This window comes from Arthrobacter sp. ov407 (assembly GCF_900102895.1).
Classification (GTDB): Bacteria; Actinomycetota; Actinomycetes; order Actinomycetales; family Micrococcaceae; genus Arthrobacter.
Genome location: NZ_FNGD01000017.1, coordinates 42,697 through 68,165 on the forward strand (window position 1 = coordinate 42,697; position 25,469 = coordinate 68,165).

21 protein-coding genes and 1 pseudogene are annotated in these 25,469 nt (G+C 64.0%); 14 read left to right on the plus strand and 8 right to left on the minus strand.

The annotated features are described in order from the left end of the window. Positions 1 to 3: 3 nt before the first annotated feature. Positions 4 to 1,035, plus strand: a complete 1,032-nt coding sequence (locus BLS42_RS18200) for a hypothetical protein (protein WP_090583692.1) — start codon at positions 4 to 6, stop codon at positions 1,033 to 1,035. Between the two features lie 24 nt (positions 1,036 to 1,059). On the opposite strand, the gene BLS42_RS18205 is transcribed toward BLS42_RS18200, so the two are convergent. The 3 genes from BLS42_RS18205 to BLS42_RS18215 are packed head-to-tail and all read right to left on the minus strand — an operon-like array spanning position 1,060 to position 3,804. Then, positions 1,060 to 1,854, minus strand: coding sequence for an SDR family oxidoreductase (locus tag BLS42_RS18205; RefSeq protein WP_090583694.1), 795 nt, complete (start codon positions 1,852 to 1,854; stop codon positions 1,060 to 1,062). After that, complete coding sequence (locus tag BLS42_RS18210) at positions 1,851 to 2,651, minus strand: acylneuraminate cytidylyltransferase family protein (RefSeq protein ID WP_090583695.1); 801 nt, start codon at positions 2,649 to 2,651, stop codon at positions 1,851 to 1,853. The genes BLS42_RS18205 and BLS42_RS18210 overlap by 4 nt, the downstream gene beginning before the upstream one ends. A 55-nt stretch (positions 2,652 to 2,706) precedes the next feature. After that, positions 2,707 to 3,804, minus strand: a complete 1,098-nt coding sequence (locus BLS42_RS18215) for a Gfo/Idh/MocA family protein (RefSeq protein ID WP_090583697.1) — start codon at positions 3,802 to 3,804, stop codon at positions 2,707 to 2,709. A gap of 36 nt (positions 3,805 to 3,840) precedes the next feature. Between BLS42_RS18215 and BLS42_RS18220 the strand changes: the two genes are divergently transcribed. From BLS42_RS18220 to BLS42_RS18265, 9 genes are all read left to right on the plus strand, one after another. Then, a complete protein-coding gene (locus tag BLS42_RS18220) occupies positions 3,841 to 4,563 on the plus strand; it encodes an LbetaH domain-containing protein (RefSeq protein ID WP_090583699.1) in 723 nt (240 codons plus the stop codon). Beyond that, positions 4,560 to 5,612 (plus strand): N-acetylneuraminate synthase family protein, encoded by a 1,053-nt coding sequence (locus BLS42_RS18225; RefSeq protein ID WP_256336559.1) that lies wholly within the window; start codon positions 4,560 to 4,562, stop codon positions 5,610 to 5,612. Before BLS42_RS18220 ends, BLS42_RS18225 begins: the two co-directional genes overlap by 4 nt. A 1-nt stretch (position 5,613) precedes the next feature. Then, on the plus strand, positions 5,614 to 6,774 hold the full coding sequence (gene neuC, locus BLS42_RS18230; protein ID WP_090583701.1) for a UDP-N-acetylglucosamine 2-epimerase: 1,161 nt from the start codon (positions 5,614 to 5,616) through the stop codon (positions 6,772 to 6,774). A 4-nt stretch (positions 6,775 to 6,778) separates the two neighbouring features. After that, positions 6,779 to 7,834: a sugar phosphate nucleotidyltransferase gene (locus BLS42_RS18235; RefSeq protein WP_090583702.1), complete on the plus strand. Its 1,056-nt coding sequence runs from the start codon at positions 6,779 to 6,781 to the stop codon at positions 7,832 to 7,834. A 5-nt stretch (positions 7,835 to 7,839) separates the two neighbouring features. After that, positions 7,840 to 8,847 (plus strand): SDR family NAD(P)-dependent oxidoreductase, encoded by a 1,008-nt coding sequence (locus BLS42_RS18240; protein WP_256336560.1) that lies wholly within the window; start codon positions 7,840 to 7,842, stop codon positions 8,845 to 8,847. A gap of 22 nt (positions 8,848 to 8,869) precedes the next feature. Then, positions 8,870 to 10,021 (plus strand): aminotransferase class I/II-fold pyridoxal phosphate-dependent enzyme, encoded by a 1,152-nt coding sequence (locus BLS42_RS18245; RefSeq protein WP_218122134.1) that lies wholly within the window; start codon positions 8,870 to 8,872, stop codon positions 10,019 to 10,021. Further along, the gene (locus tag BLS42_RS20060; protein ID WP_143019234.1) at positions 10,014 to 11,465 is read left to right on the plus strand and encodes a lipopolysaccharide biosynthesis protein; all 1,452 of its coding nucleotides are present in this window, start codon (positions 10,014 to 10,016) and stop codon (positions 11,463 to 11,465) included. The genes BLS42_RS18245 and BLS42_RS20060 overlap by 8 nt, the downstream gene beginning before the upstream one ends. Next, positions 11,458 to 12,639 carry an acyltransferase family protein gene (locus tag BLS42_RS18260; protein WP_176803533.1) on the plus strand — a complete coding sequence of 394 codons (1,182 nt, stop codon included), beginning with the start codon at positions 11,458 to 11,460 and terminating at the stop codon, positions 12,637 to 12,639. The genes BLS42_RS20060 and BLS42_RS18260 overlap by 8 nt, the downstream gene beginning before the upstream one ends. 115 nt (positions 12,640 to 12,754) lie before the next feature. Then, complete coding sequence (locus BLS42_RS18265) at positions 12,755 to 13,996, plus strand: hypothetical protein (protein ID WP_143019235.1); 1,242 nt, start codon at positions 12,755 to 12,757, stop codon at positions 13,994 to 13,996. A gap of 100 nt (positions 13,997 to 14,096) precedes the next feature. Here BLS42_RS18265 and BLS42_RS18270 read toward each other — a convergent pair whose 3' ends face one another. Further along, positions 14,097 to 16,463, minus strand: coding sequence for a GH25 family lysozyme (locus tag BLS42_RS18270; protein ID WP_090583714.1), 2,367 nt, complete (start codon positions 16,461 to 16,463; stop codon positions 14,097 to 14,099). A 295-nt stretch (positions 16,464 to 16,758) separates the two neighbouring features. On the opposite strand from BLS42_RS18270, the pseudogene BLS42_RS18275 reads away from it, so the two are divergent. Further along, a pseudogene (locus BLS42_RS18275) lies at positions 16,759 to 17,673 on the plus strand (CpaF family protein); the annotation flags it as partial. 413 nt (positions 17,674 to 18,086) lie between these two features. Here BLS42_RS18275 and BLS42_RS18280 read toward each other — a convergent pair. Both BLS42_RS18280 and BLS42_RS18285 read right to left on the minus strand, forming a co-directional pair. Next, positions 18,087 to 19,031, minus strand: a complete 945-nt coding sequence (locus BLS42_RS18280) for a hypothetical protein (RefSeq protein WP_090583716.1) — start codon at positions 19,029 to 19,031, stop codon at positions 18,087 to 18,089. 367 nt (positions 19,032 to 19,398) lie between these two features. Continuing rightward, entirely contained in the window at positions 19,399 to 20,682 is a 1,284-nt protein-coding gene (locus BLS42_RS18285) for an HNH endonuclease signature motif containing protein (RefSeq protein WP_090583717.1), read from the minus strand. A gap of 208 nt (positions 20,683 to 20,890) precedes the next feature. On the opposite strand from BLS42_RS18285, the gene BLS42_RS18290 reads away from it, so the two are divergent. Both BLS42_RS18290 and BLS42_RS18295 read left to right on the plus strand, forming a co-directional pair. Continuing rightward, positions 20,891 to 22,405, plus strand: coding sequence for a recombinase family protein (locus tag BLS42_RS18290; RefSeq protein ID WP_090583719.1), 1,515 nt, complete (start codon positions 20,891 to 20,893; stop codon positions 22,403 to 22,405). A 37-nt stretch (positions 22,406 to 22,442) separates the two neighbouring features. Next, on the plus strand, positions 22,443 to 22,649 hold the full coding sequence (locus BLS42_RS18295; protein ID WP_090583720.1) for a hypothetical protein: 207 nt from the start codon (positions 22,443 to 22,445) through the stop codon (positions 22,647 to 22,649). Here the strand turns inward: BLS42_RS18295 and BLS42_RS18300 are convergent. After that, entirely contained in the window at positions 22,646 to 23,230 is a 585-nt protein-coding gene (locus BLS42_RS18300) for a recombinase family protein (protein ID WP_090583722.1), read from the minus strand. The two genes, BLS42_RS18295 and BLS42_RS18300, sit on opposite strands and share 4 nt — an antisense overlap. Before the next feature lie 186 nt (positions 23,231 to 23,416). Between BLS42_RS18300 and BLS42_RS18305 the strand changes: the two genes are divergently transcribed. Beyond that, entirely contained in the window at positions 23,417 to 23,848 is a 432-nt protein-coding gene (locus BLS42_RS18305; protein ID WP_143019236.1) for a hypothetical protein, read from the plus strand. Between the two features lie 340 nt (positions 23,849 to 24,188). On the opposite strand, the gene BLS42_RS18310 is transcribed toward BLS42_RS18305, so the two are convergent. Continuing rightward, positions 24,189 to 24,629, minus strand: coding sequence for a hypothetical protein (locus BLS42_RS18310; RefSeq protein ID WP_090583725.1), 441 nt, complete (start codon positions 24,627 to 24,629; stop codon positions 24,189 to 24,191). Between the last annotated feature and the right edge of the window lie 840 nt (positions 24,630 to 25,469).

A 25,469-nucleotide genomic window follows, 5' to 3' on the forward strand; every position in this document is an offset into this window, starting at 1 on the left:
CCCATGGACATCCAGAACCACTACTACGGCCACTCTGCCGTCTTTGCCCTGTACTGCGGATCGCGCAGGCTTCGCCACGTTTCCGGCCTCATCCAGCACGGATGGACCGTCAGCAGCCCGGTAACGGCCCAGTTCGGCGATTTCGCCAGTTGGGGCCCGGCCCGGCGCCGCCTTTCCTGGACCAGCTCATCACGTGGCTGGAGCCCGGATGATGCCGGCAACTTCTTCAGCGACGGCACGCCCATGCTGGACGCCATCGGCGCCCCGTACCTCTACCTCCTTGACGCCGCCCGCGCCAACGGAGTCGTTCCTGAACGCACCGACCGCACCCTGGTGCTTCCGCTGCACGGGACGGCGCTGCTCAAGGTGGACGGTGACCACGTCGCCTACGCGCAGATGGTCCGCGACAAGGAGGGCCCGGCAACCGTATGCCTCCACATTGATGATCTCCACAACGACGAAATCCTCGATGCATGGCGGTCTGCCGGCCACGACGTGGTCAGTGCCGGGGACCGCCGCGACCCGCAGTTCATTGGCCGGATTCTCTGGATGATGTCCGTGGCGAAGAGGGTGGTGTCCAACCGGCTGTCGACGTCCATCATGTACGCAGCGGTGAGCGGGGCCGACGTGGCCATCTACGGTCCAGACTTCCGGCTGGGCGCCAACGCCGCCGCGGATCCGGGCCTGGTCATGCGGGATCTGTGGCCGGAGTTCTATGAGGAGTCCACGCCCCAGGACGTGTTGACGAAGATCGCGGAAGCAGAGCTGGGCCGTGGAGACATGCGCACGCCGCAGGAATTGTCCCGGCTGCTCGGCTGGGAATCACACACGGTGGTTCCCTTCCTGGAGTACTGGGCCAGTGGCCCCCTGACCAAAGCGCAAACGGTCCTCGGTCTCAAGAAGATCCCCGAAGGCGCGCACGCAACCGAGGCGGGGCTGTCGCCCTGGCACTGGATCCGCCATCCGCTGCAGCATCTGCCCTCGCCGTTGCCGAAGCTGCCGGCAATGGCGGCCGTGGAGCCGTTGAGGCCGTAAGGCCCGGGGCGGCGGGCGCCTGGGCTACCAGGCGCTCCAGCCGCCGTCGACGGCGATGGTCTGCCCGGTCACGTAACGCGAGGCGTCCGAGGCCAGCCAGGCCACGACGCCGCGGAAATCGTCTTCGGTGGCCATCCGGCCCAGCGGTGTGAGCTTCTCGTACCGTTCCGTGAAGGCGCTGTCCTGTCCGCGGGCGATGCCGCCCGGGGCGAAGGCGTTGACCCGGATGCGGGGTGCGAGCACGGTGGAGAGATAGCGCGTCAGCTGGACGATGCCGCCCTTGGTGGCGCCATACGCGGCCGGGTTGCCCATCCGGGTTCCCTCGTAAAGTCCCATGTTCGGGGCGACGATGCCGTAGATCGATGAGACATTGATGATCGATGCCCCGGCGCTTGCAGCGAGCTTGGGCGCCAGCTGCCGGGCAAGTGAGAACGGTGCCCGCAGGTTCAGGGAGGACGCCAGCTCGAACGCCTCGTCGGTTTGTTCCTCGAACGGCACGGCGTAGCCCGGGACTCCGGAGGTTCCGGTGAAGGCGGCATTGTTTACCAGGATGTCCAGGGGACCGTCAATCGCCTCGACGAGTTTCAGGGTGCCGTCCGGTTCGAGCAGGTTGGAGCTGATGCCGCGGGCGGCCACCCCGTGGCGGTCGTGCAGGCCCGCGGCGACCTCCTGGCACGCCTGTTCGCTGATGTCGGAGATGATGACGTCCGCGCCCTGTGCGGCCAGCGCATCAGCCAGCACGCTCCCCAGCGGACCGGCGCCGCCAGTGACGAGCGCGGTCCGGCCGGTCAGGGAAAAGAGATTCTGCGGGCTGCTCATGCTGAGTGGTCCTTGTCCAGGGTTTCACGGGAGTTCTTATGGATGCCGTCGAAGCCGGGAAGCGGAGCCAGGCCGGCGGATACGACGGCCTCAACCAGCAGGAACTCGTTCTCGTCATCGATGCTGAACGCATGGGTTTCCGGAATTTCGGCGTACCCGTGGCGGCCTTCGTCGAACCAGCTCTTCTCCAGCCGCCGGATGAATTCAGCCCGCCACACGTAGAAACTGCCGTTGATGCGCAGGAACCGGGACACATCCTGGCGCCGCACCACGCCGGTACCCTCGGCGAAGTAGCGCTGGAGCTCGATGCCCCCTTCGGTCTGCGGCTTGACCCCCACCCAGGTTGGGTTGAAGAACGGTTCGGAGACCGCGACGACGCCGTCCAGCTCGGGGCTGCCGCTAAGCGTCGCGATGGCTTCGTTCACGCTTTCCGGCGTGCGGGTGGGGCTGGTGGGATCAAGCAGCAGCACCATGTCGTACGTCGTGCCGTCGAGCGACTCCATCGCCTCAAGGGCGTGCCGGAGGACAACGCTCATCGGGGCAGTGTCGCTGGCGAGGTCCGCGGGGCGCATGAAGGGGACCTCCGCGCCGGCAGCGCGGGCGGCTTCGGCAATGTCGGGGTCGTCGGTGGACACGATGCAGCGGACGTTCTCTCCCAGCAGCGCCGCGAGCGCCACACTGTGGGCCAGCAGGGGTTTGCCCATCAGCGGCCGGATATTCTTACCGGGCAATCCCTTGGAGCCTCCCCGGGCGGGAATGACTGCAAGAACCCGGGGCGCGGACGGTTTTTCGTTCATTGTTATTTCTCAACCTCGTCGTGTGATCGCAATGGTGCGTGGCCGGATTGCGGTATCACCACAGTACCTTTTCAGTTCCGCCGGTCGCCGAGGCCAGCCTGGCCGCGTCGCAGATAGCCACCGCCAGCAGCCCCTCGGCCAGGCCCGCCGGGGAGAAAATATCCATGGCACGGCTGGGGACTGTCCCTGCCCTTTCAAGCACCGCAAGGGACTGGCGCGCCAGCACGACGTCGACGTCGGCGTCGGCCGGAAACGCGGCGCGGACCGAACCGGCCGAGCCCGGTTCCGCCCCGGATGCGGGCCAGTCCAGGGTCACCTCATTCCGGACGGCGTCCCAGCCGATTGCCCCCTGCTCGGTCGCAATCCGGATGCTGCGCGTTTTTACCGGTGTCACATAGTCCAGGCGCAGGTGCACGCAGGGCGCGTCGCCCCACAGGACATCGGCGGCCTCTTCGGCCTCGATGCCGAGGATCCCGTGCCCGAGCGTGGCCTTGAGGGAGGCCGGGGCGCCAAGAAGCATGGCGGGGTAGTCGATATCGTGGACCAAGTCCCGCAGGACACCGCCGTCGTCTTTCCGGGCCGAATAGCTGCTGCGGAAGTCCCGGCCCGGCCGCCACGAGGGCAGCCACGACTGGGACACCACCTGTGCACTGGTCACGCGGCCGAGTCGCGGCAGAACATCCGCCGTCAGAGCCAGCCCCTGGTGGAAGCGCAGTGGGGCGCTAACCGTGATGGTGTTGGCCCGCGGATGATCCAGCAGGATGCGCGCGTCTTCCGCGGAAGGTGCGACCGGTTTTTCCAGCAGGATTGATGTGGGGGAGTGCTCCAGTGCCTCGAGGGCATCGGCGACGTGCCGGTTGGTGTCGGTGGCGATGATGACCAGGTCGAGGGGTTCGTCCGGGTAGCCCTGGACAACCTGGACGGAGGCAGGGTAGTCAGCCGCGCGGGCAGCCGGGGCCGACGACGCTGGCCGGACCGGCCACGCAAAGAGTTGTTCGACCCCCAGGCTGCGCAGCACACGCAGATGCCGCGCCCCAATGGAGCCCGTCCCGCGGACAAGGGCACGCAGCGGGCGGCCCGCTTGGGTCAGGGCGGCAGGCGTGGCGACGCTCGCCATCACCTTAGAATCGTCCAAGTATGATGAAAAGGTCATCTGGCAACTCTATTCTCAAAGGCGCTGCGACTATAAATGGATGGGCAATCCCCGAAGGAAACGGCATGGCTCATCATCGGCGCCTCCGGGCATGGCCGCAGCCTGGCCGCCATCATCCGTGGACGCGGCGAACGAATCGCCGCCCTCAGTGACCGGGCCTTCGGCACTGTGGGTGCGCGCCCGGATGATCCCGCTCCCGACCTCGCCGCTTTCGCGGGCCGCGACGGCGAGCTTCCTGACTGTTTCGGGGACGACGGCGAGGCCCTGGACTACGCCGCCCGCCATTCCCTCGCGATCGCCGTCGGGATCGGCGACAATCCCATCCGCTCGAAGATTGCGGACGGGATCCTGGCCGAGCCCCGCTTGGCGGCACTGGCCCTTCCGCTGGTGGCCCGCAGCGCGACCGTGGACAGCACGGCGGTCCTCGGCGCCCTTAGCCAAGTCTGCGAGCACGCGCATGTGGGTCCGCAGGCCCGGATCGGCGACGCAGCGGTCATCAACACCAGCGCCGTGGTCGAACACGACGCCGTCGTTGGAGCCGGTACCCACATCGCCCCGGGGGCCGTCCTGCTGGGGGCCGCCGTAACGGGAATCCAGGTGTTTCTGGGCTCCGGCGCCCGTATCCTGCCCGGCATCTCCGTGGGGGACTTCGCGGTGCTGGGGGCAGGGGCGGTGGCGACGCGGCCGCTGGCCGGTATGACAACATATGTGGGAGTGCCCGCACAGCGACTTGTATCTACGAAAGGTCCAGCCAATTGACTCATGACCCGATTTCCACCTCCGTAACTTTTGGCAGCCACCGCATCGGCCCTGCCGAAGAGATCTTCATCATCGCGGAGGCCGGCGTGAACCACGACGGTGACGTGGCCGTGGCCCATGAACTCATCGATCTGGCCGCCGATACGGGTGCAAACGCGGTCAAGTTCCAGACCTTCAAGCCGGAAACCCTGGTCACCGGGTCGGCCGACACCACCCCGTACCAGAAGGCCGCAGGGTTCTCGGAGTCCCAGTCGGAGATGCTGGCCCGGCTCACGCTGCCCGAGTCCGCTTGGGCCGAGTTGCGGGACCACAGTAACGAACGCGGCATCACGTTCCTCTCCACACCGTTCGACTATGACAGTGCCCTGATGCTCGCGGAACTCGGTGTCCCCGGGCTCAAGATCGGATCCGGAGAGCTCACCAACACCCCCTACCTCGCCGCGATCGCCGAGTTCGGCATCCCGATGATCGTCTCAACCGGCATGGGCACCCGCGAGGAAATCGCCGCGGCACTCGAGGCGACGGCCAAGGCGCCGGCCACCGTGCTGCTGCACTGCGTATCCGCGTATCCCGCCCCCCTGGAGGAGGCCAACCTCCGGGCCATTCCCGCGCTGCGCCAGGAATTCGGCGTCGAGGTCGGATGGTCGGATCACACCCCCGGATCCGTGACGGCCATCGCCGCCACCGCCCTCGGATCCACCCTGCTCGAAAAGCACATCACCACGGACAAAACACGCAACGGCCCGGACCACTCCGCATCCCTGGAACGGGCGGAATTCGCGGACTACGTGCGCTTTGTCCGGGAGGCACACCTCGCCTTGGGAGACGGCCACAAACGGCGGATGCCCAGTGAGGAAGCCAACGCCGCACTGGTACGCCGCTCCTTCCACGCCGTCCGCGACATCCCGGCAGGTGCCGTTATCACGGCCGACGACGTTGCCATCCTGCGTCCCGAGGGCGGACTGTCCCCGTCCGCCATAGTTGTGGGCCAGCAGGCCAAGCGCGCCGTCGCCGCCGGTTCTCCCGTGACCGGCGGGGACCTCGCCTGACATGAAGGTTCTTGCATTCGCCGGCACGCGGGCGGATCTTTTCCCGCTGGGACCGGTGCTGGTCGCCCTGGCCGCCGATTCCACAGTCGAGCTGCATGTCGCGACGGCCATCGGCTTCCCTGAAGGCTCGGCGCCGGACAGGCTCATCGAAGCAGGGCTGTCGCCCGGCTCTTTCGTCCACCACGAACTGGGGCTGTACCTGGCAGAACCGTCGGCAGAGCGGCAGTCGCTGACGGGTGCCGCACTGTCCGCCGGCATGGCGAAGCTGCTGCCCGAAGTGCAGCCGGACGCCGTCGTCGTTCTCGGGGACCGGTGGGAACTGCTCTACGTGCTGCCGCCCGTGGTGATCAGCGGCATCCGCCTGATCCACCTGCACGGCGGCGAGGTCACCGAGGGCGCACTCGATGAGCGGGTCCGCCACGCGGTGACCAAACTGGCGGACCAACACTGCGTCAGCACGGCACAGGCCGCGCGCCGGGTTGCCCAGCTGGGCGAATCCGCCGAGCGGATCCACCAGACCGGTGCGCCCGGGCTGGACCGTTTCGCCCATCCCGTGCCGTTGAGCGGCGAGGAATTCCAGGCCGAGTTCGGCGTTCCCCTGGTGCAGCCGCTGGTGATGGCCACGTACCATCCGCCGACCGCCGAAATGGGGACCAACGCCGGCGAACTGGCCCGGGAAGTCTTCGAGGAAACCCTCGCCCAGGCTGGCACGGCCATCCTCACCTACCCGGGTTTCGACGCCGGCCGGGAGGACATCATTGCCGTCCTCGAGGAGATCCGGGACCGGAACCTGCCGGGCGTGATCGTGCGCGAAAGCCTCGGCCCGCTCTACCCCCGCGTCATGGCCACCGTGCGGGCACTGGTGGGAAATTCGTCCTCGGGGATCCTGGAAGCGGCATCGTTCCATGTTCCCGTGGTGAACGTCGGTGACCGGCAGCGGGGGCGCGAGTACGGCGCCAACGTGCTGCACTGCCGGGACGAGCGGAACGAGATTCACGCTAGTATTGAGAAGGCCCTGAGCCCGCAGTTCCAACTGACGTGCCGTAGCGTGGTCAACCCGTACGGGGATTCCCACTCCGCAGAGCCAATCGAACGCGTGATCGTGGGTAGCCTTGCCACGGGCCTGACCAAGGCTTTTGTTGACTTACCGCTGGAGAGTTGAATCTATGACTATTGACGGACCGTTGAGCAACGTCTGCATAGGCCCTGAGGCCAGCGTGCGCCAGGCATTGGAAGCAATCGACCGTGGCGCATCAGCAATTGCGCTGGTCACGGACGACGGCCGCCTCCGCGGTGTCATCACCGACGGCGATATCCGCCGCGGTCTACTCAGTGGGGCACAACTGGACTCCCCGGCGCTCAAATTCGCCAACGTCGAGCCGCACGTGGTCAGGCCCGAGGCAACCCGCGCCTCGGTGCTGGACTTGATGCGCAGCCTGCGGATCAGCGAGGTGCCGGTCGTGGACGACTCCGGCACGCTCGTCGGGCTGCATACCCTGAACGACATCGTCGGACGCAAGCCGCTGAGCAACATCGCGGTGATCATGGCCGGAGGCAAGGGAACCCGGCTGGGTGCCCTGACGAAAGACACCCCGAAACCGCTGATGACCGTGGCCGACCGCACCATCATCGAGTGGATCATCCTCGGCCTGGTTGAGTCCGGAATCACCAACATCTACGTTTCCGTCGCGTACCTGGCGGAGAAGATCAAGGACCACCTCGGTGACGGCTCCCAGCTCGGCTGCAAGATCAGCTACCTCTACGAGGACCCCGCGACCCCGCTGAACACCGCAGGTGCACTCGGCCTCCTGCACCACGAGGTGCCGGACATTTCCGAGCCCGTCATCGTGACCAACGCGGACCTGATGGTCCGGTACTCCGCGGCGGACCTGCTGGCCTTCCACAGTTCCAAGAACGCCGCGGTAACCGTCGCGGCCCGGCCCTACACGCACCAGGTGCCCTTCGGCGTGCTCGAGATCGGCGAAGGCCGGTCCATCAGCTCGGTGGTGGAGAAACCGACCATCGAATTCGAAATCAGCACCGGAATCTACGCCGTCTCGCCCGAGGCCCTGGCGATGGTGCCATACATGAAACCCTTCTCTATGCCCGATCTCGTCAAAGCCTGCATCGACGACACCAAAAACGTGGCCGCATGGCCCATTGAGTCCGACTGGATCGATGTCGGAACTCCCAAAGACCTAGCAACAGCGAAAGGCCAGTGATAGCCGTGAACTACCAGGACATTAAAGGCAAGACAGTGGTCGTCACCGGCGCCGATGGCTTCATCGGCAGCCACGTCACCCAGCGCCTCATCGCGGAGGGCGCCAACGTCCGCGCCCTCTGCGTGTACAACTCCAACGGCTCCTACGGCTGGCTAGACGACCTGAGCCCGGCCGAGCGCGACGCCGTGGACCTGCAGCTCGGCGACATCCGCGATTCGGAATTCGTCTCGGACCTGGTCAAGGGCTCCGACGTCGTCCTCCACCTTGCCGCCCTGATCGCCATCCCGTACTCCTACCAGGCGCCCCGCTCCTACGTGGAGACGAACGTCGTCGGAACGCTGAACGTGCTCGAAGGCGTGCGGCGCCACGGCGTCGGCCGGCTGGTCAACACCTCCACGTCCGAGGTCTACGGCACCCCCAAGACCGTCCCGATCACGGTCGACAACGAACTCCGCGGCCAGTCGCCGTACAGCGCAACGAAGATCGCCGCGGACAAGCTCTGCGAGGCCTGGGCCAGCTCCTTCGAGACGCCGGTCGTCGTCCTGCGCCCGTTCAACACCTACGGCCCCCGGCAGTCAGCCCGTGCGGTCATCCCCACCGTGCTCCAGCAGATGGTTGCCGGCGCCGAGAAGATCCACCTCGGATCCCTGACCCCGCGCCGCGACTTCACGTTTGTCTCCGACACCGCGGACGGCTTCTTCAAGGCCGCGACGGCGGACATCCCCCTTCAGGGCCAGGTCATCCAACTCGGCACCGGCTACGACGTCACCATCGGTGAACTCGTGGAAATGTCCGCGAAGGTCACCGGCTCAACGGCCGAAATCATCACGCAGGACGAGCGCGTCCGGCCCGAGGCCAGCGAGGTCATGCGCCTGCTCTCGGACCCCTCCCAGGCACTCGCGGAACTCGGCTGGGCACCCCAGGTCAGCCTCGAAGAGGGTCTGCGCCAGACGGCCGAGTGGATCCAGGCCCGGGGCGTCGACGCGTCCGCAGCCGCGAAATACTCCCGCTAAACACCCGCCAGAAAGGCACACCGTGACGCGAGTCCCCTTAGCCATTCCCAACATCGGTGCCCGCGAAGCGGAACTGATGAACGAAGCCATCAGCTCCGGTTTCGTCTCCTCCGTGGGACGGTTCGTGAGCGAGTTCGAAACGCGCTTCGCCGAATACGTTGGCGCCAAGTACGCCGTCGCCTGCGCCTCGGGCACGGCCGCGCTGCATATCGCCATGCGGCTGGCTGACATCCAGCCGGGGGACATGGTGGCCGTCTCGGATTTCACCTTCATGGCCAGCTCGAACGCCGCGTCGTACCAGTTCGCGGAACTGCTCCTGGTCGACTCCGACGCCGAGTCCTGGTGCATGGACGTCGACCTGCTCCGCAAGGAAATGGAGCGCCGGACGGCCGCGGGGGAGAAGCTCCCGAAGGCTATCGAGATCGTCCACATCCTGGGCCAACCTGCCGACGTCGCCGCTGTGGTGGAACTTGCCCGCGAATACGGCATCATCGTGATCGAGGACGCCGCCGAGGCTCTCGGGGCCACCTGGACGTCCGGCCCGCTGGCCGGCCGGCATGTAGGAACCATCGGCGACATGGGCGCGTTCTCGTTCAACGGCAACAAGATCATGACCACCGGCGGCGGCGGCATGTTCACCACCGACGACGAGGAACTGGCCCGCCGTGCCAAGCACCTCTCGACCCAGGCCCGCACGCCGGACCGCGGGTACCTGCACGATGAGATCGGCTTCAACTACCGGCTGACCAACATCGCTGCCGCGCTCGGCGTCGCCCAGCTTGAACGCCTCGACGATTTCGTTGCCGCCAAGCGCGCCGTCGCCAAGCGGTACAACGACGCATTCGCCGGAACGGCCATCCAGACGCCTCCGACCCTCCCCGGACAGGAGTCGACCTATTGGCTGTACTCGATCCAGGTTCCGGCGGAGCGGGGACCTAGTGCCCGCGATGAGCTCCAGGACTTCCTGGCAGAGGCCGGGATTGAGTCCCGGTCGCTGTGGCGTCCCCTGCACATGCAGCCGCCGCTGAAGAACGAGGCCGTGGTGGGCGGAGCCGTCGGCGAAGAGATCTTCGCCCGCGGGCTGTCCCTGCCGTGTTCCACCGAGCTCACGGAAGCTGACCAGAAGCGCGTGATTGACCGGGTCCATGAATGGCTTCAGCTCAACGGTGAATAGTGTAGCCAGCGGCGCAGACCGCCCCGGGACGGCCGAGCCGGCGTCCCGGTCGGGGCGCAACTCGGTGCTTTACCTGGCTGGAGCCCTGATGCAGGGCCTCGGCGTGTTCCTCGTGCAGCCCTTTGCGCTCCACGTGCTCAACAGCGACGCCAAATGGCAGGAGCTGTTCCTGTCGGTGTCGCTGATCCAGGTGGGCGTGGTCCTGGCTGCGGCAGGCCTGCCCCTGGCCATCACCAAGGCATGGTTCGATCCCGATGGGCCCTCCAAGGCCCGTGCCACCAGCGGACTGCTGACCGTGGGCGGGATCCTGGTCGGTTGCCTGGCCGCGGCCATCTACTGGGTTGCGGCAGGCGCCGGTCATTCCACGAGCTTCGTCGTCGCCCTGGTGGCGATGGGACTGCTGTCCGCTGTCCTCGCTGCCCAGGCCATTCTCCGGGCCCAGGGGCGGGCGATCATGTTTGTCGTGCTGAGCCTGTGCTCGTCGATGGCTGCCTACGTTTGCGGCCTCGTGGCCATGCTGGTGTTCGGTGCGGAGCCGGAAATCTTCATGGCGGGCTACGGTCTGCTCGTATTGCTCAGCGCCGTGCTCTCCGTCGCCGTAGCCAGGCCCGCGTGGCCCCTTGCCCACCGGGGAGCCGTCAAAGAGGCCCTCGCGATCGGCCTGCCCGTGCTTCCCCATACCGGCGCCCTCATGCTGCTGACCCAGGGCGCGGCGTTCCTGCTGGCCGTCACGGCCGCGAACGGTGTCTCCGGAGACTACGGCAAAGTGCAGATCTTCATTCTGGGAACTGTGACGCTGCTCGGTGCCCTGAACAACGCCTGGGTGCCTGCCCTCATGTCCGTGCGCGGCGAAGCACGGATCGCCAGAATGCGCGCCACGATGACGACGGCGAGCCTGGCCGGCCTGGCGATTATCGTCGTGGCCGCCGCCGGAGCCAACCTTGTCACCCACGTGATGGCCGGCGGCAAGGAAAGCCTGATCCCGGTGGCACAGATCATGCCCCTGATCGGGCTCGGCTACCTCCTGTACCTCAATGCCTCCACGCTCCTGTTCGCCGACAACGTCACCTGGTGGCTGTCCGTCGTCACTCCCACCGTGCTCGGCGTCGGCGTCCTGCTGGCACTGTGGCCGGCAACGCACGGCGACCTCATCGGCATGGCCGTGGCGTCGGTCGCAACGTTCTTCCTGCTGGGCTGCGCGTACTACCTCGTCGCGCGGCGGCGCGCAGCCGGGGGCTGGGCCCCGAAGGTCTATGGCGCCTGCTGCCTGGCCGCGGTGGCCTATGTGGCTGTCCTCCTGCTCCTGCCCCGCGATATCCTAACGGGCGTGGTTACCGTCGCCGTAGTGGGCGCGTTAATGGCCGCGGTCGCCGTCACATGGCGCGTCCGTGCCCGCAGCGTCGCTGCGGCATCCCAGAACGGAAGGGAACAGATTCTTGACTGACGCAACGCCGGTGGTCGAACGGACCGGAGCGCTGTCGGCCAAGCCCTCAGGCGGTCCCATCATCTTCTTCGACGTCGCCCGCGGGGTTTCCGCGCAGGCGGTCGTCCTGGGCCATGCGCTCAACATCTTCGTGCCCGGGATATTTATGGTCCCCGGGCAAAGGGTGTTCTACATGCAATCCTTCGCTGTCATCATCTTTTTTGTGCTGTCCGGTTTCCTTATCACCAGTGCCGTTCTCAAGAAGAAGTCCCAGCCCGGTTTCACGTTCGGCTCCTACCTCATTGACCGGATAGCGCGGGTTATCTATCCGCTGATCCCGGCGCTGGTCCTGATCACCGTGTTCGACTTTCTGGTCATCCACGGCTCGACCAAGCTGCCGTTTATCAGGATCGACCTGAGCCCGCAGACAATTGCCGGCAACTTCCTGCTGCTGTTCAACCACCCGTTCTTCCAGGAACTGGCGCCGAGGCTGCACATGCCCTGGATGAACGTGGGACCGGTCGGTTCGGGAGCCCCGCTCTGGTCAGTGGTGGCGGAGTGGTGGATCTACGTGGCCTTCGGACTGTTGGCGTTCGTGGCCATCCGCCGGATGAAGCTGGGCGTCGGCGGCGTCATCTTGCTGGTGTTCTCCATCGCAGTTCCCGTTGGCTACATGGTGAAGGGCGGCTACGAATCACTCGCCTGGATCATCGGAATGCTCTACGCCCTTTCCGCCGCGCAAATGCGGAAACTGCCGGTTGCACTCCACGGTCTGATTGCGTTGCTGGCGACGGCCGGCTTCCTGGCTTCGTTGTACTACGGCGGCCAAAACCTGCACGCTGCAAGTTCCATCGGAACGGCCTCGGTGGCATTTTGCCACCTGTATTTTTGGCTTTCCGGCCGCAAGGACGGCGACGGGACTGCATCGGTGCCTGGCGGGACCGTGCCGCGGCTGGCAACGCCGTGGTTCAACCGGTTCAGCGTGTTCCTCTCCAGCTTCAGCTATTCCCTCTACCTGATCCATTTCTCAGTGATCACTTACCTGTGGGTCTACCTGCACGACCAGCTCAGTGCCTGGCAGTTGATTCCGCTGGCGCTGGTGGTCAGCAATGTGCTGGCCTACGGCTACTTCCTCCTGGTGGAACGTCATTTCCATAAGGTGGGCAAGTTCCTGAAAGCACGCATGCTGCGGTAGGGACCCCGCCGGGCGGCAAGGTTGGAGCTTCAACGACGGTATTATTCTTGTGGGGTACTTCCGGGATCAGCCCGGAGACTGTTATCGGGCTGCTAGTTGTTTGGGGATCATGATCGTGACCGACCGCGCCAGCGTGTGGAAATTCCGGCTGCAACGGGGCTCGGCGCACGGCGGGCTCGCCCTGCTCTTTGTCCTGGCTGTCACTTTGATGGGTCCCGGCGTCGTGTGGGGCGACACCATCCAGTACATCAGAATCGCCGACGAGTTACAGGGCATCCCCTCGAACCAGGCGTGGCTGCACGCCTTCACAGAATTCTGCAAGAACCCCTCGATGCCGTACCAGGGGACGCTAGAGAACTGCATCACAAAGACCGTTGCCGGCCGCGGCCCGGTGGTCGGCTGGGTTGATCGAAACCCCCAGTACCAGGCCATTTTCACCCCGAGGGTGGGATTCCCGCTCCTGTCGATTCCCTTCATGCGGCTCCTTGGCGAGCGGGAGGGAATGTGGGTGGTCGCGGTCGCCGGGACGGCCATCGCAGGCTTGCTCATCGCCCGGCTGGCCCGGCTGGCCGGGCTCAGCCTGGTGCCGTCCCTGCTGGTCCAGCTCGCCTTCTACGTGCTGCCCGCCAGCATCCCGCACGGTATTGCGCTGCTGGCAGAGGGCCCGACGCTGGCCTCCGCCCTGGTCATGGCCATCGGCTTGGCCCATGTGTTGCGGGGCTCGCGGGTACGAGGGACAGTACTGCTGATACTCGGTCTGGGATTGGTGTTCTTCTTCAAGTACTCCTCTGCGGTGCTGCTGTGCGTAAGCTTCCTGCTCGTCTGCGTCGGGCTGTTGATTTTCAAGACCTATCGCCGCTACAGCCAGATACGGTTGGCCATTGTTGTCTCGACGGTGCTGGTTGTGGCCTCGCTTGCCATCAATGCGCTGTTTGGCTTTCCGGGCCTCAACGAAAGCCTGCAGGACACCTTCACCGACCACTTCCGGCACCCGCCCGTGGACGATCCGTTCAACCTGCTGATGGTGCTGGAAGTGGACTTCCTCTGGAGGTTCCTGGTGGACCTTCCCGCCAACGCGGCGTATCTCCTCGTTTTCGTGGCGGGCGTGTGGGGGTACGTCCGCGCAATGCGGGAGAGACTATTGCCCCCTGCCGGCTGGGCGGGTGTGGCGCTGTCCCTCTACGGGATCCTCAGCGTCGTCGGACACCCGGTGTACACGCAGGCAGACCGTCTGGGCTCCAGCCTCTGGGTCGGCGTCGCCATTGGCGTGGGACTCGGGGCCAGATCCGTGGCTGCCCGCATCAGGCTTCGCAAGAGGTCACCGCGGCACCTGGCAGCCAGCGGGACTGCCGCGTAGCCTGCGGCGCACCCGTGGGATAGCAATGGCCGGTGGGAAGTCCTGGACTTCCCACCGGCCACTGCTTCCGGCCCGGGATTTCGACCCCGGACATCTTCGCCTAGAAGTAGGCCACCTTGACTCCGGACGCGGTCCACGTCATGGTGCCGCCCTGGAAACGCACTGTCTTGTACCCGGCATAGGAGACTGCGGCCTGCGTGGGGTAGCCGAGCTTGCCCTTTTGCCAGCCGGCCAGGCGCCACTGGCTCATGTACGGCTCGTTCACCGCGTGGGCACCCGTCGCAGCCGTCCAGTAAATGTTGCCCCCGCTGAAGGGCTGGTAGCAGCCGCTTCCGTACAGGCCGCAGACGACGGAGCCCTTCGGGTATCCGATGCCGCGCTGCCAGCCGGCTTCACCCCAGCCGGTCCAGTAGGCGCCGGTCACGGCGTGTGCCCCCGTGGCTGTGCTCCAGTAGATGTTGCCGCGGGCGAAGGGCTGGTAGCAGCCGCCGTCGTAGAGGCCGCAGGTGACCGGCCCCGTCGGGTAGCCGATCTTCGGCTGGAACCCGGCGCTCCGCCAGCCCTTCCAGTATTCACCCGTGACGGCGTGGGCTCCGGTGGCGGAGCTCCAGTAGATGGTGCCGCCGGAGAACGTCTGGTAGCAGCCGCCGCCGTATTGCCCGCAAATTGCCTCGTTGGTGGGGTAGCCGATAGTCGTTTGGAATTTGACCTCTTTCCATCCATTCCAGAAGGCGCCGGTGACGGCGTGGGCTCCGGTGGCGGCCGACTGGTAGATGTTGCCGTTGCTGAAGGCCTGGTAGCAGCCGCCGCCGTAGAGCCCGCAGGTCACGTCGTTGGTGGGGTACCCGATTTTCGTCTGCCAGCCGGCCCGTCCCCACGCGGCCCAGAAGTCGCCGGTCACGGCATGGGCGCCGGTAGAGGGGGACCAGTAGATGTTGCCGCGCGTGAATTCCTGGTAGCAGCCGCCGCCGTAGAGCCCACAACTCTCCATCGCCTTCGGATACCCGATGCCGTCCTGCCATCCGGCGGCCTTCCAGGCGGCCATGTAGGAATTCTTCACGACAAACGTCCCCACGCCGGGGGTGCTGTAGGCGTTGCCGCCCTGGAACGTCTGGTGGCACGTGGTCGTGGTGGTGGGGCAAATGGCGTCGCTGGTGGCGTACCCGATTCCTGTCTGCCACCCGGCCTTGCCCCAGGCGGTCCAGTAGGCGCCGGTGACCGGGTGCGCGCCCGTCGCCGAGGTCCAGTAGATGTTTCCGTTGGTGAACGCGCGGTAGCAGCCGTTGCCTACGAGCCCGCAGATCTCGGAGGTCGTCTTGGCTGCGCCCAGCGGCCCCGTTGCGCCGCCCGTGGCCAGCCATTTGGCGTCGATTGCACCGTTGGAGCCGACTGTTCCCCGGGAGAACGCCTGCAGCTGGGCCGTGGAGCCGTTCCAGACGTTTGAGTCCCCACCGTTGGCGAAGGGGCCGGTGCTGCTGAACTGCCAGATGCTGTAGGTGGACCAACTGGCGGGGATCGGACCGGCGTTGTTAGAGGCCGAGAGCGGATAGGAAGCCAGCCAGAGCGGGTTGTCGCCAAATCCGAGGGGGTTTCCGACGCAGTCCTTCCACCAGTAGTAGCCGGTGTAGATCACCGGGAGCCGCCCCGTTAGCGCCTTCATGGTGTTGCTGAAGTCCTTTGCCCAGGCGGTCAAGGCCGCGCGGGACATGTCGTAGCAGGCGTTGCCCTGGTTGAACCCGTTGATGATCTGGCCCGCGTACGGGTTGCCCTCGAAGTCGAGCACCGGCGGCATGGTGTAACCGTCGTTGGACCAGCCCCCGCCCTTTTGCACGAAGATCCTTGCCTGGTCGGCCCCGGACGACGCCGCCGGGTTGGCGAAGTGGTAGGCGCCCCGGATCATGCCGACGCCGCGGGAACCGGTGTACTGCGCGCCGAAGATCGAATTCGTGTAATAGTTCCCCTCGGTTGCCTTGACGTAGGCAAAGCGGGCGCCCAGGTTCCACTGTTGCTGCCAGTTAATCGAGGGCTGATGCTGGCTGACATCCATGCCCTTGACGCCGAACGTCGGCGTCCAGGTACCCTCCGTTGCCAGCGCCTCGGTGGTGGCTTTGAGTCCGGTGGCCGCGGCGGTGGCAGCCCGTCCGGCCTCGCCCATTTCCGCCCCGCCGGAGCGGGTGGCCGCCGCCATGGCAGCGCGGTACGCCTCGGATGACCGGTCGACAGTCGCCGGGTCGGTGCTCGGGGACGGCGTAGCGGTGGCCGGGGACGGCGCCGGAGCGACGGCGGCCGGGGCCGGTGTGGGAGAGACCGAGGGGGCCGGCGTCGCCGTCGTGGCCGCCTCGGGTGTGGGTTCGACGGCGCCCGCGGGTGTCACCAGTCCCGGACCGGCAATGAGGGCCGCGGCCAGAAGGACTGCTCCGGCCCGGCTGCCGAGAAGACTCAGATGTGGAATTTGGGTCCGTTTCATTTGCCGCTCCGGAACAACACGCTCATGGCAGTGTCATAGTGATCCCACACCCGGGTGCCATACAAGAGGCAACTGTCCGGGGTGTGAGAATGTCTGACTTGTCGCGCCCACCCTAACACCGCCTACTGGGGTGATCCAGAGTTTCTGGTGTTACTAGTGTGGCAATTGTTATGGATCGTGGTTCAGGTTTTCCACATACCGGCGGCTGCGCCCTTGTCCGGCAGGCCGGCCACCCTTAGCTTTAACCCAGTTGCACTGCCCCAGGGGGAGGGGTAGCGGTCATGTTGGGGGCACCGTGGAAGCTGTGCGCATCGTCGAAGACGAAGTCCGTGAGTTGATCCGTCGCCGCGGGCTGGATCCACTGCGGCAGAGCGGTGAAGTCCGCCGCCTCGTGGAGGAGGCGATCAGCGACTACGACGAGCGGGCGCTGCTCGCACCGCTTCCGCCCATCGGCCCGCTGGACCATGCCCGGAGATTCGTCTTCGACGCCGTGGCGGGGTTTGGCGCGCTTCAGCCGCTCCTGGACGATCCGGGCATCGAGGAAATCTGGCTAAATTCGCCGAATGAGATCTACGTGGCGCGCAACGGCGAATCGGAACTGACCTCCGTGTCGCTGACGGATCAGCAGGTCCGGGACCTCGTGGAACGGATGCTGAAGAGCTCCGGCCGGCGGCTGGACATGTCCTCCCCTTTCGTGGACGCGGCGCTCCCGGACGGCTCACGCCTCCACGTGGTGATCCCGGATGTCACCCGGCGTCACTGGGCCATCAACATCCGCAAGTTCGTGGTGAAGGCGAGCCGGCTGGAACACCTGGTGGAGCTGGGAACGCTGACCCCGCAGGCGGCCAGGTTCCTCGGCGCGGCCGTCGCGAGCGGCCTGAACATCCTGGTCTCGGGCGCCACCCAGGCCGGCAAGACCACCATGCTCAACTGCCTGGCGGCGAGCATCGGCACCCGCGAGCGCGTCATTACGGTGGAAGAGATCTTCGAACTTCAGTTCCCGCTTCGCGACGTCGTGGGACTCCAGTGCCGGCAACCCAATCTGGAGGGGCAGGGGGAGATTCCGCTGCGGCGGCTCGTCAAGGAGGCGTTGCGGATGCGACCGGATCGGCTGGTGGTCGGCGAGGTCAGGGAGGCTGAGAGCCTGGACATGCTCATCGCCTTGAATTCCGGTCTGCCCGATAGTCCTCAGGCACACTGCAAAATAGCGGCGGTTCGCTTTCAGCCTTCATGGAACTGACCTACCGTGATTGGGCGATCGGCAGGACCGCCGAACCATATTCCAACCCAAGCCGACATGGTCACGTCTGCGATGCCCGGTTGGGTGCGTGAGGTGCTGGACGCCCGCTATCGGCGGCCTGCCGCCACGCCAGGGCCTGAAGCCACTGATTTTGCTGGCAGGCGTTCAGCGCGGCCGTCTCAACGCAAGCAGGGGGCCGAAAGGCGGGCGTAAGCGTCACCGCCGCCCAGGCTGTGATCACTCGGCGCGTCGGAACGATGGCGAGGCTAGGGGTTGCTTGATTTCCCCCATGACCCAGCCAGTGCCCAACCCGACGGTTAGGTCCGTCCCGCACCGGGGTGGACCTAACTACGTGCCGGCGGCAACAGTTACGAGCTCGCTCTCTATTCGCCCGTTGAAAGGCTTGCTGAAAGGCTGCCTGAGCCGCTGAGGTTCACGTTCATCGTGCGGGCACTTTCAAGTCGCTGATACAACCTTTGCTGCAGTGGTTGAGCGACGTTGGTCCTCCAGTTGTGTTCTGGCTCCGGCTTAACTATTAGCCGGGACCCATCACGGCTGAACAACCTCAGATCAGAGTTGAACTTGTAAGTATCACACACGTTCATTCCAAGGTCGCGAACCCAAAGCGTGAGGTCAAAAAGCCAATTTTTGGGATCATTAATTTCGTCCTCCGTGGCCAACATGCCAGGCGTGATAACCCGAGTCCAGGTGAAGCCATTTTTTTCGTGCGGTGGGATTATTAGCGGAGTACCGGAGGGGACATCTACCTCTCCTCGCGCGGAATCAGTTATCTCTACTCGCGCGATCCTGTCGGACTTATTTTCAATCAACACTCTCAGCCGTACGCGGAATACAACCGTAGCAAGTTCGATTTCCTCAAAGTTCCTCGGAACGTCGAATGACGACCACGATGTAGGCCATTCACCCCTTGCCGAAACTTCCTTCGTCTCGAGAAAGGAGCGGGGTTTCCCGACGGTGGCAAGTACAACAGGGATGAGGGCATCCAGCTTAGATTCCTCATATCTCCTATAAGTTGCCTTCGCTTCCTCAACTTGGCGGTCCGCCGCCGCCTGGGCTGATTGGGCTTCTTTGCGAGCCACTTCCAGTGTTTCCCGAGCTATCTCAACCTGATGGTTCCCGTGGTCTTCCGCCGCCGCGGCCTGACCTCGTGTAACTTCCAGGGCATCAGCGGCTATCTCGACCTGCCGGTGGGACGCCTGGGCTTGGTTCTTGGTGTAAATAGCCGCCCGCCGCGCGTAAAAGCCCGCCGCGAGGGCAGCCAAAACAGTCAGGATCGAGGTAACGGCTTGTATCCCCTCCGGTGTCACGCTTTATCCTCTCGTCCGAGGTCCGTCGGCATCTCATCGCAGGTGATTACTGGATGCAGATGGCCCCCGACAATTGGCGGTAAAATTGCAGTTATCGAGATTGGTGTAAATGCCGATTTAATATGGTCCCCCCATTGTGGTGATTCACTGCAGCAATCCGGCCAAGCGGCCCCGCTGACCGCAACCCGACCATATCGGGTCGGGAGCCGGCACCAAAAGCCTAATCGGTGTCGGCCTACTAGGCGGGCAGGAATAGCGACCCGACACTGGCAACTCCGCCCAAGATCAGACCGCAAAGCAGAAGCAGGTACGGAAGCGCCACTTTTCAGGGCCGGGCCATCGCTCATGCACACTTCGGGATGACGAGTCATGTGTCAGGCTGAATCCGCCAAATCTTGTTGTCGCGGATCATGATGATTGTGGCCCTGGAGACCTCGAACTGCAGAGCCAGTCGCTTTACAGCTCCCCTCGGTGCAGGAAATTGGTCTCGTATTGCTCTGACCTCTGGCCAGGAGAGCTTGGCATTGAAGTGCTCTCCGGTGGCTGTTCTCGTCTTGCCATGCCGGACAGTGTCTTCACTGTTCTCAGCGGGGGTGACCCATCGGAGATTCGTGGGGATGTTGTTCTTGGGGTCACCGTCGATGTGGCCCACCCACATGCCGTCGCGCCGGAGTCCATGCCACGCTTCGCAAACCAAAAAGTGAACGCTGTACTTGCCGTGCCTTCCGCATTCAACAGCCAAATGTCCAAATTGGGTCGACCACGGCTTAAGGATAGTTCCCCGCATTCCCCGGACCCTTCCGAGCGAGCTAACCCAGTAGCCTTCGAACCTGGTCTTCCGCCACTCTTCATTGGGGATCTCGTCATCGGGGTGAACGACGTTGGTGATCGCTGCACGCCGCGCCTGATGAAATGCAGATCGCGCAAGGCTGTCGTGAAGTGTAGTCATGGCGGAGGTTATTACTGACGGTTGAGTGGGTTTCGTTCGGCATCTTCCGTTCACGATGTCGGAGATATACCCGTAGCTGCTCCCAATCTCAGCGGCAATGAGCTTTCGAGGCACTCCATCGGCCACCATCTGCCGGACTTGAGCTACGTCCTCGTCGGTGAATCTCGTTCGGTGGTGCGCTTCGCCGGTGGCGGCGTTGACCCGGTGTCGGGCAACCCTGTCTGCGGCGTTGTCAGCGAAGGTCCCCACCCGTAGGTGCGCCACATCAACGCAGATGGGGTTGTCGCAGGAATGAAGTATTTGCTGTTCTGGCGTCAAGACGCAGCCATACTCAATCATCCAAGCGGCGCGGTGGGCGCCGATCACCTTTCCATTGAAGCTGAAACCACCATATCCACCCCGACCAACTTTGCTTGCGGTCCATTCCAAGCACCCGTTGTCAGACCGTTTAGTCTTGGAGTAGAACCGCTCACGGACGGTGGCGAAGGGATTCGGAACGGTCTGCGCCTGAACGAAGGCCCCGTCAGGCCTGGTCGCGGGCCAGTATGAGTCGATAGTTGCGCTGGCCTCTACGGCGTCGTTGCCGTCATCAGTTCCGTGTCGGCCGCGGAGGAGGTGTGACCCGATCGGAGGCGTCGTGTCTTCGAATGCTTCCTCCTTTTCGCTCGGAGGAAGCTCGAAAAGCGCCTCATCTTGGGGCATGAGAGCAAGGTACCACGCTTCTGAGAAAAAATCATGCAAGGTAATTTACTTATTTACGTAAAGTGTGTAGACTCCACCCTCTTTTGAACTGCTTGAGGCAGTTCGAAAACAGTTTAGCCACTAGGCCGATGTGTCAGTTTCACACGTTGTGCCCGCATCGGTGGCCTTCCCGATAGACGCTCATGCACAGCCCGGATAATATGCGGCCATGGAGAGCGTGGCCTTCATCTACTGCAGGATCAGCCAGGACCGCACGGGAGCAGAGCTCGGTGTGGCGCGCCAAGAGGAAGACTGCCGCAAGCTGGCGGCAGAGCGAGGGCTCAGCGTCGCGCGGGTGTTTGTTGACAATGACATCAGCGCGTACTCAGGAAAGAAGAGACCCGGCTACTCAGCAATGCTTGCCGCGCTCAGGCGCGGCGAAGCATCCGTAGTTCTGTTTTGGCATACAGACCGACTGCATCGCAGCCCGACAGAGCTTGAAGAATACATTGCCATCTGCCGGGAATGTTCCGTCCAGAACTACGCAGTCAAAGGCGGAGAGGTTGATCTCAGCACGCCGGAAGGCATACTCCGCGCTGGCCTGCTCGGACAGGTAGCACGTTATGAATCCGCCCATAAGGCGGACCGTGTTCGCCGCGCAATGGAGCAGAAAGCCATGAAGGGTGAATGGCTTGGGGGTCCCCGCCCTTTCGGCTGGCATTTCGTGGACGGGGTTCCAGAGCCTCACCCCGTTGAAGCGGCGGTGGTCGCTGACGTCTGCAACGCCGTCCTTCAGGGCCAAAGTCTAGGCGCGATAGTGGCCGCACTCAACGCATCAGGCGTTACGACAAGCGTCGGCAAGCCCTGGGGCTATGCTCAGCTTCGGCAGATGCTTGTGAGGCCACGTAACGCCGGGCTTGCGGACTGGAAGGGCGAGATCGTAGGGCCTTCCACATTCCCCGCCCTCGTCTCTGAAGACGTGTGGAGGGCCGTGGTGTCCATCCTCACAGACCCGCGTCGCCGGCGGTCCCAGTCCAACAAGGCGAGGCACTTGTTGGCAGGAATCGCGCAGTGCCACTGCGGGGCGCCGGTACGCTCTGCGAGCGTTAGCGGCCGCAGCGGTGAAAAATACACCATCTACCGTTGCCCTGAGAAAGGAACTGGGCATGTGGGCAAACGCGTTTCCCTCGTTGACAGCGTCGTTGACCGGCATATGGTTGCCTACCGGATTATCGCGGCACGGCATAGAAAATATGAGAATCCCTCAAGAGAGGCCGAGCAGTTAGAGACTGAGGCTGCCGCCCTGCGGGAGCGCTTGAATGAGATGGCGCTCCTGGCTGCTGACGGGAGGATAACTACGAGTCAACTAGTCGCATCAACTACCCGCATCCGCGAAAGCCTGGAGGAAAATGAGAGCCGCCAGGAGCTTCTGGCAGTGTCGGCGTATCTTCCGCAGGAAAGCTATCAGTTCTCCCAACCGGACATGACGACTCCTGAGGCCATGGAGTGGTTCAGCAGTTCCGTTGACACGCGGCGCGACTATGTTCGGCAGGTCTGCAACGTCATCCTGTTGCCGCACGGCAAAGGATCGGCAAGGGTGTTCGACGCTGACACGGTTCAGGTGATTCTGAAGACGAAGTGGGACGCACGGGGACCGCTTGCTAAGGAAGAGATTCCTGGACTCGTGGCCGCATGGCGGGAAGCGGGGATAGCGGTTGCCGAGGGCGCGGGCCGATGGGACTGAGCCCTCGGGGCCTCTGAATTGGGCGGGAGGTGAAGAGATGACTCAAAGCAGTGGTGATTTCGAGGTATTGGTCGACATCCCCGGATTGACGCTGGTGCGCGTCGACGGAGGGATGCGGTTCGACGTTGTCCCTGGCTTCAGGACTCGCCAGGAAGCGATAGCAATTCTGAGCGAGTTTGGCGACGTGAACTGGCCGGATGAGAACGAGGGGGCGGACGGCGGCTCTGTAGCCGCGTCCTCCTAGGCACCGGTCAGTTGGGCGATACGGCGGTACAGGGTCGCCCGAGACATTCCCAGGTCGCGCGCAACTTGGGCCGCTGGCTTACCGCCTTCGATCAGGTTCTTTGCGTTCTCGATCTGGCCGTCGGTGAACTGCGCCCTGCGGCCCCCGAGGTCCAACCCCTTCGCGCGGCGCTTGCTCACGCTGTCGTTGATGCGCTCGCGCTTGATGGCAAGCTCCATCTCAGCCAGCCCCGCCATGACTGTGAACATCATTTGTCCCATGGGAGTGGCGGTGTCGACGTTCCCGCCGCCAAGGTTCAAGACGCGGAGATTGATTCCCCTGTCCTTCAAGTCTGTTGCGAGGTTAAGCATGTTCTGCGTAGACCGCCCTAAGCGGTCGAGCGTGGCGACTACGAGGGTGTCACCCTCCTGAAGCGCGGCAAGAGCCTGATCCAGCCCGGCGCGGTTGGCCTTGGCCCCGCTGACGCCCCGATCCATATACAGGTCGTCGCGGCGGACGCCGGCCGCGAGGATGTCTGCTTCCTGGCGGTCGGTGTCCTGACCCTTCGTGGATACCCTGGCGTACCCGATTAGTTTCCCCATGACTTCCTCCCGAAAGTGTCTCGCAAGGATGTTTGAATACAGTCAGATTAACAGGTACTTGTGAGACATGGTAGCGAGACAGTAGGGCCCTTTAATTCTCGTGGGACCGAAGGTGTCTCATCGAACTGTCTCGTAACCGATCGGTTGAGAGACGGCCCCTCGTCCCCTTTGTGTCACAATCGCCTCATGACTGAACTGCTTGCCGTCTTGTCCACTCTAGGAATTGGGGCTGTATTAGGCGCCTTCCTAACCTTCATGGTCGCCACGCGACAGCTCCGGCTCAAGCGCCGAATGGATGCCACCGAATCGTTTCTGGATATTTGCGCTCACGCTCACGGGCGGCCGCGAAACGATCGCTCGCAGCATGTTGGGATAGCTGAGCAGCTTGCGGCCTTGAAGCTCATGCTCGGGTTGGCAAACGACTTCCGGTTCCTCCGCGCACCGGCGCGGGAGGCGTTCGAAGCGATGTCTCGTCACTACGGTCCAGTAGCCGACAGTTATTCCCAAGAAATTGCCGCCGCAGCCGAGCGGGCGCTTAGGTCGCTGAAGCCTGCCAGGAGGGTAACCCCTGAAGTGCAAAAGGCTCTACCAGAAAATACCTCTCTGCCCGCCGCGTGATGCCGTCAGGAAGTCACTAGGACCGTCAGCAGTTTTCTGCGTATCCCTTCGTTCTTGGGTGCTGACAAGAGCCAGGATGCGCTTGAGAAGCCATTCAGGGCCGCCTCAGGGACTATTACATGCACTTCGGCCAATCCACTAGGGAACGCACCTAGAGCCGCTAGGGGCTTACTGAGGGGCCGGGTAGCCTCCATGGAACTGGACGTAGAGGGGTGGGGGGTGACCCCCGAAGTCGGGGGCCGAGCGCCCGGCGGTGATAGCAGCTACGTTTCTGTACGGGTTTGGAAGTCGGTGAGTGAAACGGGCGGGAGGTCTCGCCTCCCGCCCGTTAATCAGTCCGTCAGTTCTTGTCCGGGTCGTCCAAGCGCCCGGTGTTGCCCCGGCCACGCTTGTATTCTTCCCACAACTCCGCTCCCGACTTGGTCGGCGCGACGTAGTTAGCGCGGATTTCGGGGAACTGGTCCCATTCGGCTTCGGAAATACCTTCGCGGAGAGCCTGCTGCTTCCCAGTCCTCATTGCTTCGGCCTTTTCCTGACCCGGCGTCGGCTTCGTCTCCAGGTCCTTCTTGAAGTGCCACTCGTTGTAGTACCTCAACGCTTCGCCATAGGCAAGATTCCCAGCCCGCTTCGCGTTGTCTTCAGACCGGAAGAAGGCCTCGTTGCCATCGCCAAGGGCAGGCACATGGTACAGGCCGTCGCCGCCCAGGCGCGGCGAGTAGTCATCCCTCCTGGGTTCCAAGGGTTCGGGTCCCCAACTGGAGACGTATTCGTCAGTTGACATTCAGATTTCCTTTCGTTGTTAGTTGTTACTCATGTCCGCCGTCGGGAGGCCCCAAGCCTTTCGACGGAAGTTCCAAGCCAAGGACAGCGCGGGTGTCTGTAGATGTGGGTCTTGTTCGCCAGTGACTCGGGGCGGCGGGGAGCCCATGGTTACCCGCCCACAGAAGCAACGGGAACGTGGTTGTGCACAGGTAGTCATCCGTCCAAAACGCTGCTTCCGGGTGACGAGCGCGACGGACCTCGCGGGCCAAATTAATTCGCCGGGAAACTGGCTGGAGATGATTCGGCCGAATGCAGGGCGGGTTCGCGCAGATGTGCTCCAGTTCCTTGTTGGGAGCGTGGCCCCCAATGAACCAGACGTACATGAGCCGATGACCAAGCCACTCATTCCCGCCCACGACTATCGCGGCGTACTTCCGGTTCTTGCTGCCGGTCCATTCCCAACACCCAGTGACAGGGTTAACGTGGATCGATTCGGCTATCCGGTCAAGCTCGGCGTCCATTACTGGCGAACCTTCGTGTCCTTCGTCCAGCAGTTCGAGCGTCCGACGCTCGTGACGGCGGCAGTATCCGAGCTTGTCGGATTTGGTCGGGCAACCCGGTTCCTGGCATTTGGGGCGGGTACGGCGGAGCTGTTCATAGTGCATCTTGCAGAGATGGTTGGCGTAGTGAGTGCGCGTGCATCCCTCTGTTTTGCAGCCGGATCGTGCTGTCTTCGCCAGTCGATTGCCTCCTTCAGGTTGAGGTGTTTATTGCACTTTTCGGAGAGAGTGATTTCGCCGAAGTCGCCTACTCTCGCTTGCGAAGTACGGCCCTCGGGCTTATGTGGTTTGGTATGGAG

Coding starts and splice junctions, on each gene's coding strand:
- BLS42_RS18215 (WP_090583697.1), bottom strand. CDS start 3,804: ATGACCTTTTCATCATACTTGGACGATTCTAAGGTGATGGCGAGCGTC.
- BLS42_RS18310 (WP_090583725.1), bottom strand. CDS start 24,629: ATGTCAACTGACGAATACGTCTCCAGTTGGGGACCCGAACCCTTGGAA.
- BLS42_RS18220 (WP_090583699.1), top strand. CDS start 3,841: ATGGATGGGCAATCCCCGAAGGAAACGGCATGGCTCATCATCGGCGCC.
- BLS42_RS18235 (WP_090583702.1), top strand. CDS start 6,779: ATGACTATTGACGGACCGTTGAGCAACGTCTGCATAGGCCCTGAGGCC.
- BLS42_RS18300 (WP_090583722.1), bottom strand. CDS start 23,230: ATGGGGAAACTAATCGGGTACGCCAGGGTATCCACGAAGGGTCAGGAC.
- BLS42_RS18285 (WP_090583717.1), bottom strand. CDS start 20,682: ATGCCCCAAGATGAGGCGCTTTTCGAGCTTCCTCCGAGCGAAAAGGAG.
- BLS42_RS18270 (WP_090583714.1), bottom strand. CDS start 16,463: ATGAAACGGACCCAAATTCCACATCTGAGTCTTCTCGGCAGCCGGGCC.
- BLS42_RS18205 (WP_090583694.1), bottom strand. CDS start 1,854: ATGAGCAGCCCGCAGAATCTCTTTTCCCTGACCGGCCGGACCGCGCTC.
- BLS42_RS18290 (WP_090583719.1), top strand. CDS start 20,891: ATGGAGAGCGTGGCCTTCATCTACTGCAGGATCAGCCAGGACCGCACG.
- BLS42_RS18295 (WP_090583720.1), top strand. CDS start 22,443: ATGACTCAAAGCAGTGGTGATTTCGAGGTATTGGTCGACATCCCCGGA.
- BLS42_RS18305 (WP_143019236.1), top strand. CDS start 23,417: ATGACTGAACTGCTTGCCGTCTTGTCCACTCTAGGAATTGGGGCTGTA.
- neuC (WP_090583701.1), top strand. CDS start 5,614: ATGAAGGTTCTTGCATTCGCCGGCACGCGGGCGGATCTTTTCCCGCTG.
- BLS42_RS18210 (WP_090583695.1), bottom strand. CDS start 2,651: ATGAACGAAAAACCGTCCGCGCCCCGGGTTCTTGCAGTCATTCCCGCC.
- BLS42_RS18200 (WP_090583692.1), top strand. CDS start 4: ATGGACATCCAGAACCACTACTACGGCCACTCTGCCGTCTTTGCCCTG.